Raw genomic sequence first — 18,100 nt, 5'->3', positions numbered from 1 at the left:
CACAATCAATGATGGTTGGATGAATGCCCATTTTTTAAAATTCTTTTATAATTAATCGATGGACAGGCTCATATTACAAAAAGCGTACTCATATACTAGCTGGGAACAGAAAAGATTGGTAAATTGTATGTACGCATATGGATAGGGGGAAATAACGTTGATACGTTTTAAGTGGGGTCTTATTCTTTTTTTAGTAAGTATTTTATTATCAGGATGTGGTGAAAATCCGGCAGAATCGGTATACCATCAATTAGAAGCAGCAGTGGAGCTTGAAATACCTTTTGAACAGCAGCAAGCACCTTTGCAAAAAGCTGAATTAAGAGAAAACGAGCTATTTGAGCAAATAATCGGATTAGGTATGGATGAATATGAAGAAATAGAAACGTTAGCAAATGAAGCACTTGAATCTGCTCAGGCTCGTGAGGCTATGCTACAGCTAGAAAAAGAGAGCATTGAAGAAAGTTTTGAACAGTTTCAAAAAGTTAAAAAAGAAGATTGAAAACATAGATCAGGAAGAGTTGAATTCGGTACTAGAAGAACTCATTGAAGCAATGAATGATCGTTATAATCATTATCAAACTTTATACGATCATTATGAAGATGCTATTACCTTAGACAAACAATTATTTGAAATGCTTAAAGATGAAGAGTTAACGATGGAGATTTTGCAAGAGCAAATCGATGAAGTAAATGAAGCATACGAGAAAGTTAGCGATTCCAAACAGCAATTTAATGAATCGACAGATGCGTATAATGAATTAAAGAGAGAGTTTTATTCCAAGGCAGAGCTTAACGTACAGTTTGACTAGTACGTTGGGCTTTTTTTGTTTTTTTACTTTTTGAAAGGAAAAAGAAGCGATTATGAGATCTGTAGTAATATTGACTATTATTGATATATAACAGAGGCGGTTAGAGAAGAAAAAAATCTTCTTTTAAAAAATTACTCAAAATAGATAAGCAAAAGGATTGACGTAATTTATCTCGTTGATGTAGACTAAAACCCGTAAGCAAAGTTGTATCATTTTTGTTTTGAATTTGACTAATACAGTTAATCTTCATATGGTTATACAACTCAAACTATAGCGAAATGCTAGTCAAACTTAATGGAAAATCCATGAATTTTTGTTTCAAACTTTCGCCTAACGGTTATGGATGAAATGAGTTTGGGTATCCTATGGGTGAGATTTGTCAAATAGTCATTAATATGCTTTTAGTTTTTATTCGAAAGGAAGAGGTGAAGGTAATTGAGTACTAAAACGTTAGAACAAGTTGAAAATCAATTTGAAACTTTCCAGATCTTAAATGAAGAAGGCGAAGTTGTTAATGAAGCAGCAATGCCAAATTTAAGTGATGAACAATTACAAGAAATGATGAGACGTATGGTTTATACACGTATTTGGGACCAACGTGCTATTTCATTAAACCGTCAAGGTCGTCTAGGCTTCTACGCACCAGTTGCAGGTCAAGAAGCTTCTATGTTAGGAAGTCAATTTGCTTTGGATAAAGAAGATTGGATTTTACCTGGATATCGTGATGTTCCTCAAATTGTATTCCATGGTTTGCCATTACACCAAGCATTTTTATGGTCTCGTGGACATTTTGCAGGAAGTCAATTTCCAGATGGATTAAATGTTTTGTTTCCTCAAATTATTATTGGAGCTCAAATCATCCAAACAGCTGGGGTTGCACTAGGTCTTAAACGTAAAAATAAAAACAATATTGCGATTACCTATACAGGTGATGGTGGTGCATCTCAAGGGGATTTCTATGAAGGAATGAACTTTGCTGGTGCTTACAATGCTCCTGCGGTATTTATCGTACAAAACAACCGTTTTGCTATTTCTACTCCTGTTGAAAAGCAATCTGCAGCAAAAACAATTGCTCAAAAGGCGGTAGCAGCAGGTATTGAAGGAATTCAAGTAGACGGAATGGATATTCTCGCTGTTTATGCAGCAACAACAGAAGCTCGTGAACGTGCGTTAGCTGGTGAAGGCCCTACATTAATTGAGACAATGACGTATCGTTATGGACCTCATACAATGGCAGGGGATGACCCTACGCGTTACCGTTCTTCAGATCTTGATGATGAATGGACGAAAAAAGATCCACTTGTTCGTTTCCGTAAATTCTTAGAGAAGAAGAATCTTTGGACAGAAGAAAAAGAAAATGAAACAGTAGAACAAGCAAAAGAAGATATTAAAGCGGCTATGAAAGAAGCAGATGCTGCGCCGAAGCAAAAAGTGACAGATCTTATTAGCTTTATGTTTGAAGATCTACCACACAATCTTCGTGAGCAAATGGAAGAATACACAGCAAAGGAGTCGAAGTAACCTATGGCACAAATGACGATGATTCAAGCAATTACGGACGCGATGCGTAATGAGCTTAAGAATAATGAAGATGTTCTTGTGTTCGGTGAAGACGTTGGTCAAAACGGTGGAGTATTCCGTGCGACTGAAGGTTTACAAAATGAATTTGGTGAAGAGCGTGTATTTGATACACCGCTTGCAGAGTCTGGTATTGGGGGCTTAGCAATCGGGTTAGGATTGACAGGTTTCCGTCCAGTAATGGAAATTCAATTTTTTGGCTTCTTATTTGAAGTATTTGATTCTGTAGCTGGACAAATGAACCGTATGCGTTACCGTACTGGTGGCAAACTAACTTCACCGATTACGGTGCGTTCTCCTTTTGGAGGCGGAGTAAAAACGCCAGAAATGCATGCTGACAGCTTAGAAGGTCTTGTTGCTCAAACACCTGGTATTAAGGTTGTTATTCCATCAACTCCATATGATGCAAAAGGACTTTTAATTTCAGCAATCCGTGACAATGATCCAGTTGTTTACTTAGAGCATATGAAACTTTACCGTTCATTCCGTGGTGAAGTTCCAGAAGAAGAATACACAATTCCATTAGGAAAAGCTGATATTAAGCGTGAAGGAAAAGACTTAACTATTGTTACATATGGTGCAATGGTACATTCTTCTCTTAAAGCAGCAGAAGAGCTTGAAAAAGAAGGTATTGAGGTTGAGGTCATTGACTTAATGACAATTAGCCCATTAGATATCGACACAATTATTGCTTCTGTAGAAAAAACAAACCGCGCTATTGTGGTACAAGAAGCTCAGAAGCAAGCAGGTATTGGTGCGAACGTTGTTGCTGAAATTACAGAGCGTGCGATTCTTAGCTTAGAAGCTCCTGTACTTCGTGTGGCTGCACCTGATACAGTATACCCATTTGCACAAGCAGAAGACGTTTGGTTGCCTGATTATAAAGGAATTATTGAAACAGCTAAAAAAGTGATCAATTTCTAATTAAACAAAGTCCGAACGTATGAAAAGGGAAGATCAAGTCTTTCCTTTTCATTTAAATTTAGAACATGAGGATAAAAGGAGGCACTTCAAAGTGGCATATAAATTTAAATTGCCGGATATTGGCGAAGGTATCCATGAAGGTGAAATTGTAAAGTGGTTTGTAAAACCAGGTGACGAAATCAAGGAAGATGATATTCTTCTTGAAGTACAAAATGATAAAGCAGTTGTAGAAATTCCTTCTCCAGTTGATGGAAAAGTTCTAGAAGTGAAAGTAGAAGAAGGAACAGTTAGCATCGTTGGCGATGTTCTTTTAACCATTGATGCAGGAGATGCGAATACAGCAGACGAAGATGAGGCTGAAGAAGCTACTGCTGAGTCAACAAAAGAAGAGGAAGTAGCGAAATCTTCTGAGCCAGCTGCAGATACGGCTAATGATGAAGTAGACAATGACACACGTGTTATTGCAATGCCTTCTGTTCGTAAATACGCTCGTGAAAAAGGAGTAGCAATTCAAAAGGTAACGGGAACTGGAAAAAATGGTCGAGTAGTAAAAGAAGACATCGACACATTCCTAAGCGGCGGTGCTCCAGCTGAAGCAACTGAAACTACAGATGCGAAGGAAGCACCTGCAGCAACAGCGGCAGCTCCTCAAAAATCTGAGCCGGTTGCAATCCCAGTTGGTGAACTTGAGCATCGAGTACCATTCAAAGGGGTACGTAAAGCTATTGCAAAAGCAATGGTTAACTCGAAACATACAGCTCCTCACGTTACACATATGGATGAGATTGAGGTTTCAAATTTAGTTGCTCACCGTAAACAATACAAAGAGTTGGCAGCTGAACAGGGAACAAAGCTAACGTATTTACCTTATGTAGTTAAAGCTCTAACTGCTGCATTACGTAAATTCCCAGCTTTAAATGCTTCTATTGATGATGCTAACGATGAAATTGTATACAAAAACTACTTTAATATTGGAATTGCGGCTGACACGGAACATGGTTTATTCGTTCCTGTTGTAAAAGATGCTGATCGTAAATCGATTTTTGCACTTGCTGATGAAATTAATGAGTTGGCAGCAAAAGCTCGTGATGGTAAACTTAGTGGTGCAGAAATGAAGGGCGGTTCTGCGACAATTTCTAATGTTGGTTCAGCTCGTGGTCTTTGGTTCACACCAGTTATTAACCACCCAGAAGTAGCCATTTTAGGTATTGGTCGTATTGAAGAGAAACCGGTTGTTAAGAATGGTGAGATTGTAGCTGCTCCTGTTCTAGCTCTTTCTATCAGTTATGATCACCGTCTAATTGATGGCGTGACAGCACAGAATGCACTTAACCACGTGAAACGTCTATTAAACGATCCACAATTATTATTAATGGAGGGGTAAGGCATGGTTGTAGGAGATTTCGCAAAAGAAGTAGACACACTTGTCATTGGGTCAGGTCCTGGTGGATATGTAGCAGCAATCCGCGCTGCGCAACTAGGACAAAAAGTAACAATTGTTGAAAAAGGAGAGATGGGCGGCGTTTGTTTGAACGTTGGTTGTATCCCTTCAAAAGCACTTATTGCTGCAGGGCATCGCTATCACAATGCTAAGCATTCTGAAGATATGGGAATCATTGCAGAACAAGTTTCCATTAACTTTGATAAGGTTCAAGAGTGGAAAGCATCTGTTGTTAAGAAATTAACAGGTGGAGTAGAAGGTCTTCTTAAAGGAAACAAAGTTGAGATCGTTCGTGGAGAAGCTTACTTTGCTTCAGAAAATTCTGTTCGTATTATGGATGAGAATAGTGCGCAAACATACAACTTTAAAAATTGTATCATTGCAACAGGTTCAACTCCAATTGAAATTCCAGCATTTAAATATACAGACCGTGTGATCAATTCTACAGGAGCTCTTGCTCTTAAAGAAGTTCCTAAGAAAATGGTTGTTATCGGTGGCGGATACATCGGGATTGAGTTAGCAGGAGCTTATTCAAATATGGGAACAGAAGTTGTTGTTCTTGAAGGAAGTAAGCAAATCCTTGGTGGGTTCGAAGCGCAAATGGCTAAGTTAGTTGAACGTCGTCTGAAAAAGAATGGCGTTGAATTTAAGATGGAAGCTATGGCAAAAGGCGTTGAAGAATCAGACAGTGGTGTAAAAGTTACTGCTGAAATTAAAGGTAAAGAAGAAGTGTTCGAAGCGGATTACTGCTTAGTAACTGTTGGACGTCGTCCGAACACGGATGAAATTGGTCTTGAGCAAATTGGTGTTGAACTTACGGATCGCGGTGTTGTAAAGATAGATAAACAATGTCGTACGAGCGTTTCAAACATCTTTGCAATTGGTGATATCGTTGCAGGACCTCCACTTGCTCACAAGGCTTCATATGAAGGGAAAATTGCTGCTGAAGCCATTGCAGGAGAAAAGTCAGAAATTGACTATTTAGCGATTCCAGCTGTTGTATTCTCTGACCCAGAACTTGCAAGTGTTGGTTATACGGAAGCAGAGGCGAAAGATGCTGGGTTTGATGTGATTGCATCAAAATTCCCATTCGCAGCTAACGGACGTGCTTTATCGTTAAATGAAACGGATGGTTTCATGAAGCTTGTAACTCGTAAAGATGACGGCCTTGTAATTGGAGCACAGATTGCTGGTCCAAATGCATCAGATATGATTGCGGAGCTTGGTCTTGCCATTGAAACGGGTATGACAGCAGAAGATATTGCGTTAACTATTCACGCACATCCATCGTTAGGTGAGATTACGATGGAAGCTGCAGAAGTAGCATTAGGTTCACCAATTCATATCGTTAAGTAAGAAAAAAGGCGCCTTATTAAAGGTGCCTTTTTTCTTTATATTTAACTCTTAATTCATGTACACTCCTGTTGTAGATTCGAAAGAAGTCTGTATCGTTAAACTAGCTTCTTGTTCTAGTTGGAACACTTCTATAAGATGTGCTAATATTTCATCTTTAGTATATGTACCTTCCATTCTTAGGTCTTCTTCATCTCCTGTTAACACAAGCATGGTTGGGAATTTCTCAATATTAAAATAGCGTATAACATCACGATCTCCTGCATCAATAATGAAAAAAGATGGCATATTAGCTGGATAAATTTGTTGTAGTTCGAGTAAGGCATCGTAATAGGTTTTTTCATCTTGTAATGTGGAAGAATCAGAAAAAAGTACCGTTATTGTTTCATCTTGATGCTGTGGCAAAGGATTTTCTATCGATGATGCGGTTGAGAAACAAGAGTTTAATAATAGAATGGATCCAATAATCATCACTTCGATATACTTGTCCACTACGAGTCACATCCTTGTTTGAAATTACAATTTTTTACTAATTCACTTGGATACTTCATTTTATCACGCATTGAAACAGATCGGATGACGATTAAACAAATGTAATCAAATAGAAATATTTGCAATAAAAAGAGGTATGTCAAAGGTCATTATTGACCTTTGACATACCTCTTAAGCAATAATATTGTTTATTTTCGGACTTGAGACATGCATATTTTGAACCAATACTATTTTTTCTTCTTATGCTCAGTTTTCTCTTTTTTAAATGCTGCTTTTTCTTCACGAAATTTTTCTCTTTCCTGCTTTAATTCATAACGCTCTTGACGTATGCGTTCCTTCTCAGAAGCTAACGTTGGTTTTTCTTCTTTTAATGATTTCATGACAGAGAAAACCATGAAGATCATAATAACGGTAAAAGGTAAGGCCGCTATAATTGCTGCTGTTTGTAAAGCCCCTAAACCTTTATCTGTTGAAAGCAAAACCGCAGCTGTAGCTGAGATGATTAAACCCCATACAAACTTAACTTGATTTGGAGGATTAAGATTTCCATTCGTCGTTTGCATTCCTAATACGACCGTAGCGGAATCTGCTGATGTAACAAAAAACGACGAAATGAGGAATACGGCAATGATGGAAAGCAAAAGTCCTAATGGAAATTGTTCTAATACAGCAAATAATGCTACTTCCATACCATTTACAGACATCGTATCCATAATGTCAGCTGTCCCGAGTCTTTGCATTTGGATTCCAGTTCCGCCAAATACGGCAAACCATAATGCTCCGAAAAGGGAAGGAACAGCTAAAACACCAACGATAAATTCTCTGATTGTTCTTCCTTTAGAAACGCGTGCAATAAACGTCCCAACAAATGGTGCCCAAGAAATCCACCATGCCCAATAAAAGATTGTCCAGCCTTCAACCCATGTTGTCTCAGGGTTGTAAACATCGAGTCGGAAGCTCATACCAGCTAAGTTTTGAAGGTAGCTTCCAATTCCTTGTGTAAATACACCCATTATGTAGCTTGTCGGACCTAGTAATAAAACAAATAACAGTAAGGCAATAGCAAGATAAATATTTGTTTTACTTAAGATACGTATTCCTTTATTTAAGCCAGTCTGAGCAGATAGCATAAATAATACAGTAACAATTAAAATAACGATTAATTGTAACAAAACTTGATTCATCGTTTGAAGTCCTGGAATTAAGTAGGAAAGGCCAGCTGAAATTTGCGCAGCCCCAAAGCCTAAAGAAGTTGCTACACCAAAAATGGTGGCAAACACTACAAGAACATTAATTGATGTACCAAGTGCACCATTGGCGCGATCCCCAATAAGTGGCTGTAAGATTGCACTCATGACAGCTGGGGAATCTTTTCTGAAACGAAAATAAGCCAACGCTAATGCAACAACAGAGTAAATCGCCCATGGGTGTAATCCCCAGTGAAAGAAGGCATACCGCATAGCTTCACCAGCTGCTTGGTGGGATCCAGGTTCTGCGGTCGGTGGATCAAAGAAATGATAGAGTGGCTCTGCTACTCCCCAGAAAACAAGTCCGATTCCCATTCCGGCTGTAAAGAGGAAAGAGAACCAAGTTAAGTAAGTGTATTCTGGTTTATCATCGGGTTTTCCTAATTTGATTTTTCCATACGGACTAAAAATTAAATAAAGACAAAAAATTAAAAAGGCTGTAGCAGCTAAAAGATAAAACCAGCCTAATTCATTTGTAATAAAGCTTTGAATTGCTGTTGTTACAGTCTCAAGATTAGCTGGAGCAAAAATACCCCATAAAATAAAGGCAACAGCAATTGATACAGAGATCGTAAAAACAGGTGTTACTTTTTTCACATTCATCAACCTTTCTTTTCAAACAAGTTCTAACTTACCATAAATGTGCTCTAGAGTGCAAAGAAGCTAATTGTATTTCATTTATATACCCTATCTTTACTCTGTAAAACCGCCTTATTAATCATAAATAGCTTGTTTTTTAAAAATATACGTCGGATAGCTTGTCTCTTGCATGGAAAACCTCCGCTCATCTGTTGTAATTTGTGCCAGTTCGGTCGTGACTTCATGAAGGGAAATTAACTCATGGCAAATTTGAGCTAAAAAATATGATTGGCTTTGTTGTTGAACATAGAGTTGTTTGACTTGTTCGATATGAATAAAGTGATTGGTCGTTATTTGATGATAATGATCTTCATAAATGTTGCAAAATGAATGGATCGTATCTTGAAGAAGCTTTTTGTTTTCGTCTGATACGGTTTGATTCAAACGCAAATGACAGATTTTCCCTAAATGAAAAAGAATTAAGTGCAAATAGTCCAACTTTTTTTGTAAGTATCCGAATGATCGTCTTTCAAATTCACTTGAGCGCCGATATTGCCATTCATCATGTTGAAATTGAGTTAATTGATATGCTTTCGTTAATTCTTCATGCAATTGGCGATAATGATGAGTTCTGTCGACCGTATCATCTAAAAAATACGATTCGAGAATGGAAGATAACTTAGAAGCTGTCTGCTTGTATAACACATCTACTTTATTAACGAGTATAGGCCCAAATTTAGGAGGCAAAATGATGAAATTTACTAGTGTTGAGACGACAATCCCGATGGATGTTCCTGAGATTCGAATCGAAAAGTCGAATAAGGCGTGTTCGGTTGTACCAGGAATCATGGCAACTGCGGTTAATGTTGCTACAAGAGTACCGGTATCGAGCTTTAACTTTGAACAGACGACGATTGTAAGCATAGCTACAAGCGCATATGTTAAAGCATTTTGCCCAAGGATAAAATCAACGGCAATGGCAAACGTTGCTCCGAGTGCTGCGGCTGGAAGGCGAATAAGGCCTTTTTTTAGAGAGTCAGCAGCAGTTGGTTCTGTTGTAACAATAGCTGTTATGACAGCAAACGTTGGTGGTAAATGAATCAAGTGACATATTAATGCTGTAATAAAAACAGCTAGTCCTGTTTTTATTACACGACGACCAATCCAGCTCTTCATACGTACTTGAACTCCCTTAATTCGTTCTAATTTTTACGATTTGCTTTTTCAGTTATTAGTATGAGAGAGTTAACGAAATGTTATACTCCTTTATTTTCCACATATGATAAAGGCGAGAACATATTCAAGGGGTGTAGAAATGAGACAAGTTATAATAGTAGTAAGTTGTTTATTTATGATTTTATTAATAGGATGTCAACAACAACAAGAAGGTACGGCTGAACTTGTTGATGGAAAAGAAAAAGGTGTCGATGAAGGTGAACCTTTAGACATAGAAAATAATCAAGAAGAGGAGGTAATAGAAGTGGAAGAGGTAACGGAACGTTTTGAGCCGCTATACACGATTAATGAAACAAATTGGTTAGTAAAACCACTAGATGATGCGAATGAAAAGGTGGTCTTGTTAACAATTGACGATGCACCAGAGCATTATAGTGTTGAAATGGCTGAAATCTTGCATGAATTAAATGTTGGTGCCATCTTTTTTGTTAATGGTCATTTTTTAGAAACGAAAGAAGGTCAAGAAAAGTTGAGAAAAATTTATGAACTTGGTTTTGAGATTGGGAACCATACGATGCATCATCCTAACTTAAGCCAACTTTCCCCACAAGAGCAAAGGAAAGAAATTACGGAATTAAATGATGTCATTGAACAGCTGATTGGAGAGAGGCCAAGGTTTTTCCGAGCTCCTTTTGGTGTAAATACAGATATTTCCGACAAAGTTGTAAAAGAAGAAGGGATGGTAGCGATGAATTGGACATATGGGTACGATTGGGAGGAAGAGTACCAAGATGCCCAATCACTTACCGAAATTATGACTACGACACCTTTATTAATTGAAGGTGCGAACATTCTAATGCACGACCGGAAATGGACGAAGGAAGCTTTAGCAGACATTGTTACAGGTTTACAAGATCAAGGGTTTAAAATCGTTCATCCTAAGGAAATAAGAACGAATTAAGTGGTGGCTGTTCTCTGCCTGTTAAAAATAGGCAGAGAACGGTCTTTTATTTTTCCATTAACTCAACCTTGTCAATAAAACCTTACAAAGGGTAAAATAGTCGGTATGTGACGAATTAAGTAAGTAGAGAGGTTGAAATAGATGAAAACAACAAGAATCCTTTTTCTAATGATTTTTATTCTTCTCCTAAGCGGGTGTCAAAATGGAGACCAAGCTAGAGAAGAGGTGCCTGAAACAGCAAATTCTTCTCAAGATGACAATAACATCACAGAGCATTTGCCAATATCTATTCAAGAAAATGAAGCGAGATTTTTAGTGGATGATTTAGTGGCCATTGTAGGTGGTAGCTATGAATTTGATGAGATTCATCGTACACTCCATCTTACTCTACACGATGATCATTACTATTTAGTAGATGGAGTTCCTGTTTTAGAAAGAAATGGTGAATATATTGCCTCAGAAGATATCTATCTCATTATAGAAGGAGAGGAAGGGAATGAAGAGGTTTTTCTTCCTGTAGAATTCCTTGGACAAGCCATTAATACGAATGTTGTATATGGTGATAACCAAGTTTCTTTTGACTGGTATGGGCCAACTGAACGTGTAGGAGGACCACCAGATGCTTTTGCCTTTGACGATTGGACTGTGGATCAAATGGTCGACTATTTGTCCTTCCTTGAGAAACCAATAAAAGATGCACAAGTCAGTAAAGTCCCAAGTCATTTACCGGGTGCCCCAAGAGCATATCGCAATGGCTACCATGAAGGAATTGATTGGTATGATTTTGCCAGTGGTGGTGGAATTTCAACAAGTACACCGATTTATGCGATGGGAGATGGAATCGTGGTCAGAGTCGACCATGACTTTGAGGAATATCGATCTCCTGAAGAAAGAAATCAAGATCTCGCTCTGACAGCACAACTTCAAGATACACCAGAATACATCTTTGACAGGTTAAGGGGAAGGCAAGTATGGGTCCAGTATGAAGGGGGAATCATGAATCGTTTTGCCCATCTTCATGAGATTCCAAGTGATTTACAAGTTGGTGACCAAGTAGATGCTGAAACCATTATCGGTTATGTTGGTAATTCTGGAACAAGTGATGGCGTAAATGGTAATTTCAACGCAGGATTACACCTTCATCAAGATTTATTAATATACGGTGAGCTTTTCTGGAAGCCTCTGTCTCAAGAAGAAGTATTAGAAGTGTTAGAACGAATTTGGGAGTAATATGTCGATAATTGTTGGACTAACGTAGCATCTTTCAACTATTTTTTGTGGTAAGCTAAACACAAGATTATGATATTAATTGTTGGAGGATTTCTTTATGGATAAGTCTGCTTTTCTTGATGAATTACGACTAGAAATTGGTCAAGTACGAGAACAAGTTCGGACACTTTCTAGCTTCTATGTTGGTATTACGAGAAAGTTTGCTAATATTATGCATAAGCACTCCTCAGTGGCAATTTATGAAGTGTCAAATTGTAACTTTATTATGAAAGTTTGTGCGGGACCGTGTTATTTAGAGCGAAGTTTGGCTTTTGGGGATGGTGTCTTAAGCAAGGCGGCAATTAAAGGTGATCTTTTTTTTGAAGTTGATCGGAATATGCAAAAGCTGCTACTTCCGTTTTATAAGAAGCACCATTTGTTAGGTATATTAATTTTGCATATTCCATTGAGTTGCTACTCTGTTACAGAGGATGATTTTATATTTTTAAAAGAGGTAGGTCGTTTTATTGAAGTCCAACATGAAACATTCTCTCCTAATCCCTTTTAAACAGTGAATTTCTATTATAAGAATAGTGAATGTTTTATAGTGCCCCAAAAGGTCGTAACCTTGTTGGGGCTTTTTTTTGTTTTTCATTTTAAAAAAATAAATGTGTTATACAATTTGGTGGTTGACGTAACATTTAGTATGTATTATTATATTTTTAAGGGTTTTAATACGCTTTCATTTTAATAAAAAGCATAAAGGGGATGACTTAAATGGGAATTATTATTTGCCAATCATGTAATAAGACGATCGATGTGTTTGAGGGTGAGAAAGTCACAAAGCTTTATGCAAAGGGAAATGGATGCGCTCATTGCAAAACAGCTGAAGAGAAGAAATAATAGATAAAAAAAGAAGGACTTCACTTAGAAGTCCTTCTTTTTTTATAAGTCATATCGTACAAATTTTTGCAGTGGTATAAATGAAATATTCCTTTTAAAATAAGGATTTATTGAATAGCTCTATGTTCTTTTATAACACGAATGGTTCTAAATGACGTGTCTTCGGGTCCTTGAACGGGCTAAATCATTTTTTAGATTTTCTTCAATATAAGATAGGTTTTCTTCTGTAATAATCTCACCAGGAATTAAAATAGGGATCCCTGGTGGGTATACCATAATAAATTCAGCGATAATCCTTCCAGCTGATTCTTCAAGTGGAACGATTTCTGTTTCGGCATAAAAAGCATCACGTGGGGAGAGAGCCAAAGTTGGAATGTTTGGTACATAAACAGAAGATCTATGGTTATTTTTCGATATTGGTGTCTTTTCTGAAACAAGTTGTTCTAATGCTGAAACGAGTTGATCCATCTTTTCTTGCGTATCCCCTAATGTTACAATGCAAAGAATGTTATATAGATCTGACATTTCCACTTCAATCGAAAATTGCTTTCTAAGCCATATTTCAGCATCATGTCCACTAATTCCTAAGTCTGTTACATTAATAATCAGTTTTGTTGGATCTAGCCCAAAAGTTGCTTTAGTTCCTAATATTTCATGTCCTACACACGTTAAGCCTTCTAATTTATTAATTCTAGCTCTCGTTGTCTCTGCTAGATCTATAACGTTTGTTAACAGTTCCCGGCCTTTAGTAGCAAGCTGTTTTCTTGCGACATCAAGAGAGGAAAGCAACAAGTACGATGTAGATGTAGTTGTGAGCATACTAATAATAGATTGAATGCGCTTAGGTGAAACAAGTCCTTCTTTCACATTTAAAATAGAACTTTGTGTCATGGATCCGCCAAGTTTATGCACACTTGTTGCAGCCATATCAGCGCCAGCTTGCATCGCAGACATAGGTAACTGGTTATGAAAATGAATGTGCACACCGTGTGCTTCATCGACCAAAACTGGAACATCATATGAATGAGCAATCTCAACAATTTGTTTTAAGTTACCAGCAATACCGAAATACGTAGGATTAATAACTAAAAGGCCTTTTGCATCAGGGTGGGAATCGAGCGCTTTTTCAACTGAATCAGTTGTGATTCCGTGCGAGATTCCTAATACAGGATCAATCTCAGGGTGAATAAAAATGGGAGTAGCTCCTGAGAATATAATAGCTGACATAATGGATTTATGAACATTACGAGGAACAATGATTTTATCTCCTGGTCCACAAACGGACATAATCATCGTCATAATCGCCCCACTTGTTCCTTGGACAGAGAAAAAGGTATGATCAGCTCCAAATGCTTCCGCAGCTAGCTCTTGCGCCTCTTTTATAATTCCATGTGGATGATGAAGATCATCTAATGGCTCAATATTTATCAAATCAATGGACAAAGCATTTTCTCCAATAAATTGCCTGAACTCGGGGTCCATGCCTTTTCCTTGTTTATGACCTGGAATATGAAATTGAATGGGTTGTTTTTCGGCGTGTTGACGAACACCAGTGAACAACGGAGTAAGATGTTGTCGTGACAACAGGTTCACCTCTTTTTCTAATTAGACAATTGTAAAACAAAGAAAGTATATCAAAAATGTCGATCGATGCAAAGAATGAAAAACAAACATATATAAGAAAGTTTTTTCCTTGACTATGCTGCATTTGACAAGTTCGCTTTTTGCGTTACAAAATAGGACTAATAAGTAGTCGTTATTGGAGGGTTAGCAAATGGAATCAAAATTACCAATCTCACTTGACTGGTCAACGGAGGAAGTCATTACAGTTATTCAATTTTTCGAGTTAGTTGAAAAAACATATAAACAGGGAGTTGAAAGAGAGAAGCTCCTCGGACATTATCGAACCTTCAAGCAAATTGTTCCTGGGAAAAGTGAAGAGAAACAACTTTTTAAACAGTATGATGAAGAGCTAGGGATTTCTAGTTATCAGGTTATGAAAAAGGCGCGTGAAGGAAAAGAAACCATTATAAAAATGGAAAGAGTCAAATGACTCTTTCCATTTTTTAACGTTGGGTCATTGCTTGCTTGTAGATTGGAAGTAGATGTTCGTATGTCTCCTTAACGTACGTCAGCAACGCTTGTCCATCTCCCACAATTGGGTTCGTTGGTGTAAGGTGACGACCAACCAAAAACTCTGCTTTCTTTACATCCCTGAGCCGTTCTAGACTTGCTACCAGATCACTTTCATTCATTTGTTCAAGAGATGTCGCTTCTTTTTTCATATGATCTAAAGAAATGACAAAGTCTTGTGGCAATTCCATAATTAAATGACTATTTGTTAATAGTGATTCAGCTATTTCCTTTTTATTGGGTACCTCATAGATTAGAGCAAACCAAATAAATAAATGGTCGTCAAATAAACCTACTTGAAAATGTGGGTGTTTTTTATAGCCTCTTTTATCGTGCCCAATGGCCATCCATGTATCATTTGGAGGGTTTACTTTTCTTCTAGCATGCTTGGCAATATGAAGATACATTTCATTTCCGGCAAGTACGGCAAGCTCTTCTGTTAAAGTATCGCCTAGTTCTTTAAATTTTGGTTGAATCTGTGATTGTATGGCTGTCATTCGTTCTTCTAAACCATTAATATGAAATACGTCAAAATCCGACTGTGAAAAACCTTTTACACTCATGTGGATACCTCACTTTATCATTTATGCGCTTATTTTATCATATCCATGTCCAATTACTCGAATGATCTGCAAAGAATTATTTCTAGAAAAAACATAATCACGCTTTATCATTGTCTCTTTTTTATTGTTTTCTTAATAGTTATTTCTTCTTCTCTTCACATGTGCTATAATAAAATTAATTTAAATAGCAGAAAATTTAGTCTTTATAGTTAGTTATTTACTTAAAGAAGGAGTGAAGCCATATGGAACAAGTTGTCAAAGAGTTTATTCGTGGTGATGTTGAGATGAGAATTCCGGTGTTGCGCCTTGAAATTGATTATGAGTTAACAACTTTACATGATGCTTTACTCGATGAGGATTTATTAACTATTAAGGAGACCAAAAAAAGGCTCGAGCAACTTCGGCAAGAGTTAATTCTGTTAGATGTGTAAGGGGATATAGGTTACGTATGGTGGCTCAAGCGTTTGAGCCACTTCTTTTTATTAGGTTTAATGACAATGATATATATTTTTCTATTTGGAAAATCTATGTCATAATGGAAATGAAAGTGAAAGCACTTTAGGAGGTTATGTAGATGTCAGTCGATTGGTTAGAACTTGAAAAGATTGCTAGGACTTGGACGTATGAGGCAGCAGGAATCATTAAAGATTCACTTGCCAATCCGATTCACATTGAAACAAAGTCTAATCCTGATGATTTAGTTACAGAGGTTGACAAAGCAATTGAATCTTTTTTTTACAATAAGATTCAAGAAGCCTACCCAGACCATCATTTTTTAGGTGAAGAAGGAATCGCTGAAGAAATAAACTCGTTAAGTGGAACCGTTTGGATGATTGATCCAATAGATGGGACGATGAATTTTGTTCATCAGAAATATAATTTTGCCATTTCTGTTGCGGTTTACCATGAAGGGATTGGAATGATCGGGCTTATTTATGATGTAATGAATGATGAGTTGTTTCATGCTATTCGCAATCGCGGTGCTTTTTTGAACAATGAAGAACTTGTACCAGTAAAAGAACGCCCGTTACATGAATCCATTATAGGGTTAAATGCAAAATGGCTTGTTCAAGAGAAAAACCCTTATCGAAATCCATTAAAGGCTCTTGTTAGAGATGTGAGAAGCATTCGTTCTTATGGATCTGCAGCTCTTGAAATAGCTTACGTAGCAGCAGATCGACTAGATGGGTATATAAGTGTGAATCTTTCTCCATGGGATTATGCAGCAGGGATTGTCTTGCTTGAAGAGGTTGGATGTAAAGCTTCCACATTCAGAGGAGAACATTTAACGTATTTAGAGAAAAGTACAGTTATTGTTGGGAAGCCAAGTTTACATAAAGAAATGGTTTCATCTTATGTTGGAGAGGAGTTATAAAGATGAAAAAAGTAGGGTTTATCGGCTTAGGAACGATGGGGTTACCAATGGCAAAACATCTAATTGATGCGGGGTATCAAACATTTGTCGTTGGAAGAAGCCGAGGTCCAATCGAAAAAGCGATAGCCTACGGGGCAAAGGAAGCTGAATCTCCAAAGGCGCTAATAGAGAATGTTGATATTGTTATGACGTGTTTGCCTGTTCCTCAGACGATTATTGATGTATATGAAGGTGAAAACGGATTAATTGCTGGAGCAACCGAGGGGAAAATTGTAATTGACCACTCGACTGTTAATCGGGAAACGAATGAACATGTTGCGAGATTATTAGAACAAAAGGGAGCACACTTTTTAGATGCACCTGTTAGTGGTGGACCAATGGGAGCTAATGCCGGGACGTTAACCATTATGTGTGGTGGCTCTGAAGAGGTTTACAAAAAGGCTGAGCCTGTAATGAAAGCGTTTGGAGAGTATATCGTCCACGTTGGCCCAATAGGTAGTGGGACAGTCGTAAAACTATTAAATAACATGTTAATTGGTGTCCATCAATCAGCATTAGCTGAATGTTACATAATGGCAGAAAAAGCTGGTGTTGATCCAGCTATAGCGTATGACCTTATTAAGAGAAGTGCTGGATTTTCCAAAAGTATGGATTGGTCTGTTGATGCCATACTCGACCGGAAATTTGAGCCTCGTTTTTCAATAAATTTGTTACATAAAGATATTCGACTTGCTCTAGAATTGGCTGAAGAGGTAAATATGCCGCTTGAGGTTATCAAGTTAGGAGAGCAAAAAGTAGCTGAAGCTAAGAAGAAATACGGTGATCAAGACGTATGTGCAATCGTGCGGCCGTTGGAGGAAAAAACAGGGACAACTTTACTAAGAAGACAATAAAAAGAAAAGTACTAGAAAAAGAAATCTTTTTCTAGTACTTTTTTCTGAAGTTTTTTTTAAAAAGATGATCTATATTATGATTGCATTTCGTTTGATTCTCTAATTTTTTTGCGAAGTGTAAATCCAAGGCCAGTCGCGATAAAGACTCCAGCAATGGCTAAAACGGCGATAAGAATGCTTCTTTCAGCAACGGCAACTCCTATACTCATAATACAAATAACAGTAATAGCTGAGAGTAACAAGAACATAATGTTTTCTTTCTTCATAAGATAAGACCCTCCTCAACAGATCATTCACTTATCATAGTGTAACTCGAATTAGAAAAAAGAAAAACCCTAACAATGTGACAAATACGTTAAACATCGTATAGATAGTAATAATACTAGTGTTTATATAGGGAATTTACGTTCATAATAGGAGAGAATAATCACATTGCTGATCCCTTTAAAGAATGTATTTTTTTA

Annotated in this window: 19 protein-coding genes and 1 pseudogene; 14 read left to right on the top strand and 6 right to left on the bottom strand. The window is 37.3% G+C overall.

All coding sequences use genetic code 11. The features are described from left to right. Nucleotides 1-157: 157 nt before the first annotated feature. The 6 genes from JCM9140_RS22795 to lpdA all read left to right on the top strand — a co-directional run bounded on the left by JCM9140_RS22795 (nt 158) and on the right by lpdA (nt 6,108). Complete coding sequence (locus tag JCM9140_RS22795) at nt 158-499, top strand: YkyA family protein (protein ID WP_052002380.1); 342 nt, start codon at nt 158-160, stop codon at nt 497-499. Next, nucleotides 465-809 carry a YkyA family protein gene (locus tag JCM9140_RS22790; protein ID WP_052002379.1) on the top strand — a complete coding sequence of 115 codons (345 nt, stop codon included), beginning with the start codon at nt 465-467 and terminating at the stop codon, nt 807-809. The genes JCM9140_RS22795 and JCM9140_RS22790 overlap by 35 nt, the downstream gene beginning before the upstream one ends. A gap of 435 nt (nt 810-1,244) precedes the next feature. Beyond that, on the top strand, nt 1,245-2,330 hold the full coding sequence (gene pdhA / locus JCM9140_RS18715; RefSeq protein ID WP_034750122.1) for a pyruvate dehydrogenase (acetyl-transferring) E1 component subunit alpha: 1,086 nt from the start codon (nt 1,245-1,247) through the stop codon (nt 2,328-2,330). A 3-nt stretch (nt 2,331-2,333) separates the two neighbouring features. Further along, the gene (locus tag JCM9140_RS18710) at nt 2,334-3,311 is read left to right on the top strand and encodes an alpha-ketoacid dehydrogenase subunit beta (RefSeq protein ID WP_034750120.1); all 978 of its coding nucleotides are present in this window, start codon (nt 2,334-2,336) and stop codon (nt 3,309-3,311) included. A 91-nt stretch (nt 3,312-3,402) separates the two neighbouring features. Next, nucleotides 3,403-4,695 (top strand): dihydrolipoamide acetyltransferase family protein, encoded by a 1,293-nt coding sequence (locus tag JCM9140_RS18705; RefSeq protein ID WP_034750118.1) that lies wholly within the window; start codon nt 3,403-3,405, stop codon nt 4,693-4,695. 3 nt (nt 4,696-4,698) lie between these two features. Then, nucleotides 4,699-6,108 carry a dihydrolipoyl dehydrogenase gene (gene lpdA, locus JCM9140_RS18700; RefSeq protein ID WP_034750116.1) on the top strand — a complete coding sequence of 470 codons (1,410 nt, stop codon included), beginning with the start codon at nt 4,699-4,701 and terminating at the stop codon, nt 6,106-6,108. A 48-nt stretch (nt 6,109-6,156) separates the two neighbouring features. Here the strand turns inward: lpdA and JCM9140_RS18695 are convergent, their stop codons facing one another. From JCM9140_RS18695 to JCM9140_RS18685, 3 genes are all read right to left on the bottom strand, one after another. After that, the gene (locus tag JCM9140_RS18695; protein WP_034750115.1) at nt 6,157-6,597 is read right to left on the bottom strand and encodes a hypothetical protein; all 441 of its coding nucleotides are present in this window, start codon (nt 6,595-6,597) and stop codon (nt 6,157-6,159) included. Nucleotides 6,598-6,824: 227 nt separating this feature from the next. Next, a complete protein-coding gene (locus JCM9140_RS18690; protein WP_034750125.1) occupies nt 6,825-8,441 on the bottom strand; it encodes a glycine betaine uptake BCCT transporter in 1,617 nt (538 codons plus the stop codon). A gap of 117 nt (nt 8,442-8,558) precedes the next feature. After that, nucleotides 8,559-9,599: an FUSC family protein gene (locus tag JCM9140_RS18685; RefSeq protein WP_034750113.1), complete on the bottom strand. Its 1,041-nt coding sequence runs from the start codon at nt 9,597-9,599 to the stop codon at nt 8,559-8,561. Between the two features lie 139 nt (nt 9,600-9,738). Between JCM9140_RS18685 and JCM9140_RS18680 the strand changes: the two genes are divergently transcribed. The 4 genes from JCM9140_RS18680 (at nt 9,739) to JCM9140_RS23335 (ending at nt 12,672) form a co-directional block, all read left to right on the top strand. Continuing rightward, nucleotides 9,739-10,560 (top strand): polysaccharide deacetylase family protein, encoded by an 822-nt coding sequence (locus JCM9140_RS18680; protein ID WP_034750110.1) that lies wholly within the window; start codon nt 9,739-9,741, stop codon nt 10,558-10,560. Nucleotides 10,561-10,701: 141 nt separating this feature from the next. After that, the gene (locus JCM9140_RS18675) at nt 10,702-11,790 is read left to right on the top strand and encodes a M23 family metallopeptidase (RefSeq protein WP_034750108.1); all 1,089 of its coding nucleotides are present in this window, start codon (nt 10,702-10,704) and stop codon (nt 11,788-11,790) included. 97 nt (nt 11,791-11,887) lie between these two features. After that, nucleotides 11,888-12,337, top strand: a complete 450-nt coding sequence (locus JCM9140_RS18670; RefSeq protein WP_034750105.1) for a hypothetical protein — start codon at nt 11,888-11,890, stop codon at nt 12,335-12,337. A gap of 209 nt (nt 12,338-12,546) precedes the next feature. Continuing rightward, complete coding sequence (locus tag JCM9140_RS23335; protein ID WP_081727772.1) at nt 12,547-12,672, top strand: GapA-binding peptide SR1P; 126 nt, start codon at nt 12,547-12,549, stop codon at nt 12,670-12,672. Nucleotides 12,673-12,779: 107 nt separating this feature from the next. Here the strand turns inward: JCM9140_RS23335 and JCM9140_RS18665 are convergent. Continuing rightward, a pseudogene (locus tag JCM9140_RS18665) lies at nt 12,780-14,256 on the bottom strand (aminotransferase class I/II-fold pyridoxal phosphate-dependent enzyme). A gap of 190 nt (nt 14,257-14,446) precedes the next feature. Here JCM9140_RS18665 and JCM9140_RS18660 point away from each other — a divergent pair. Further along, nucleotides 14,447-14,725, top strand: coding sequence for a UPF0223 family protein (locus JCM9140_RS18660; RefSeq protein ID WP_034750102.1), 279 nt, complete (start codon nt 14,447-14,449; stop codon nt 14,723-14,725). Between the two features lie 13 nt (nt 14,726-14,738). Here the strand turns inward: JCM9140_RS18660 and JCM9140_RS18655 are convergent, their stop codons facing one another. Further along, the gene (locus JCM9140_RS18655; RefSeq protein ID WP_034750099.1) at nt 14,739-15,368 is read right to left on the bottom strand and encodes a YktB family protein; all 630 of its coding nucleotides are present in this window, start codon (nt 15,366-15,368) and stop codon (nt 14,739-14,741) included. A gap of 242 nt (nt 15,369-15,610) precedes the next feature. Here JCM9140_RS18655 and JCM9140_RS18650 point away from each other — a divergent pair, with 242 nt between their 5' ends. The 3 genes from JCM9140_RS18650 to JCM9140_RS18640 all read left to right on the top strand — a co-directional run bounded on the left by JCM9140_RS18650 (nt 15,611) and on the right by JCM9140_RS18640 (nt 17,636). Continuing rightward, entirely contained in the window at nt 15,611-15,799 is a 189-nt protein-coding gene (locus JCM9140_RS18650; protein WP_034750096.1) for a YkzI domain-containing protein, read from the top strand. A gap of 143 nt (nt 15,800-15,942) precedes the next feature. Next, the gene (locus tag JCM9140_RS18645; protein ID WP_034750093.1) at nt 15,943-16,743 is read left to right on the top strand and encodes an inositol monophosphatase family protein; all 801 of its coding nucleotides are present in this window, start codon (nt 15,943-15,945) and stop codon (nt 16,741-16,743) included. Nucleotides 16,744-16,745: 2 nt separating this feature from the next. Beyond that, the gene (locus tag JCM9140_RS18640) at nt 16,746-17,636 is read left to right on the top strand and encodes an NAD(P)-dependent oxidoreductase (RefSeq protein WP_034750090.1); all 891 of its coding nucleotides are present in this window, start codon (nt 16,746-16,748) and stop codon (nt 17,634-17,636) included. 74 nt (nt 17,637-17,710) lie between these two features. On the opposite strand, the gene JCM9140_RS18635 is transcribed toward JCM9140_RS18640, so the two are convergent. Next, nucleotides 17,711-17,902 (bottom strand): DUF5325 family protein, encoded by a 192-nt coding sequence (locus tag JCM9140_RS18635; RefSeq protein WP_034750087.1) that lies wholly within the window; start codon nt 17,900-17,902, stop codon nt 17,711-17,713. Nucleotides 17,903-18,100: the final 198 nt, after the last annotated feature.

The sequence above is a fragment of the Halalkalibacter wakoensis JCM 9140 genome, from assembly GCF_000513095.1.
Classification (GTDB): domain Bacteria; phylum Bacillota; class Bacilli; order Bacillales; family Bacillaceae_D; genus Halalkalibacter; species Halalkalibacter wakoensis.
Note: the sequence above shows the minus strand (reverse complement) of the source record. Positions and strands in the feature narration are given on the sequence as shown.

Bases quoted from the DNA above. Each gene is read 5' to 3' on its own strand.
- JCM9140_RS18635 (WP_034750087.1), bottom strand. From the start codon at position 17,902: ATGAAGAAAGAAAACATTATGTTCTTGTTACTCTCAGCTATTACTGTT.
- lpdA (WP_034750116.1), top strand. From the start codon at position 4,699: ATGGTTGTAGGAGATTTCGCAAAAGAAGTAGACACACTTGTCATTGGG.
- JCM9140_RS18660 (WP_034750102.1), top strand. From the start codon at position 14,447: ATGGAATCAAAATTACCAATCTCACTTGACTGGTCAACGGAGGAAGTC.
- JCM9140_RS18680 (WP_034750110.1), top strand. From the start codon at position 9,739: ATGAGACAAGTTATAATAGTAGTAAGTTGTTTATTTATGATTTTATTA.
- JCM9140_RS18675 (WP_034750108.1), top strand. From the start codon at position 10,702: ATGAAAACAACAAGAATCCTTTTTCTAATGATTTTTATTCTTCTCCTA.
- JCM9140_RS18655 (WP_034750099.1), bottom strand. From the start codon at position 15,368: ATGAGTGTAAAAGGTTTTTCACAGTCGGATTTTGACGTATTTCATATT.
- JCM9140_RS18710 (WP_034750120.1), top strand. From the start codon at position 2,334: ATGGCACAAATGACGATGATTCAAGCAATTACGGACGCGATGCGTAAT.
- JCM9140_RS18670 (WP_034750105.1), top strand. From the start codon at position 11,888: ATGGATAAGTCTGCTTTTCTTGATGAATTACGACTAGAAATTGGTCAA.
- JCM9140_RS18685 (WP_034750113.1), bottom strand. From the start codon at position 9,599: ATGAAGAGCTGGATTGGTCGTCGTGTAATAAAAACAGGACTAGCTGTT.
- JCM9140_RS18650 (WP_034750096.1), top strand. From the start codon at position 15,611: ATGGAACAAGTTGTCAAAGAGTTTATTCGTGGTGATGTTGAGATGAGA.
- JCM9140_RS23335 (WP_081727772.1), top strand. From the start codon at position 12,547: ATGGGAATTATTATTTGCCAATCATGTAATAAGACGATCGATGTGTTT.
- JCM9140_RS18640 (WP_034750090.1), top strand. From the start codon at position 16,746: ATGAAAAAAGTAGGGTTTATCGGCTTAGGAACGATGGGGTTACCAATG.
- JCM9140_RS18645 (WP_034750093.1), top strand. From the start codon at position 15,943: ATGTCAGTCGATTGGTTAGAACTTGAAAAGATTGCTAGGACTTGGACG.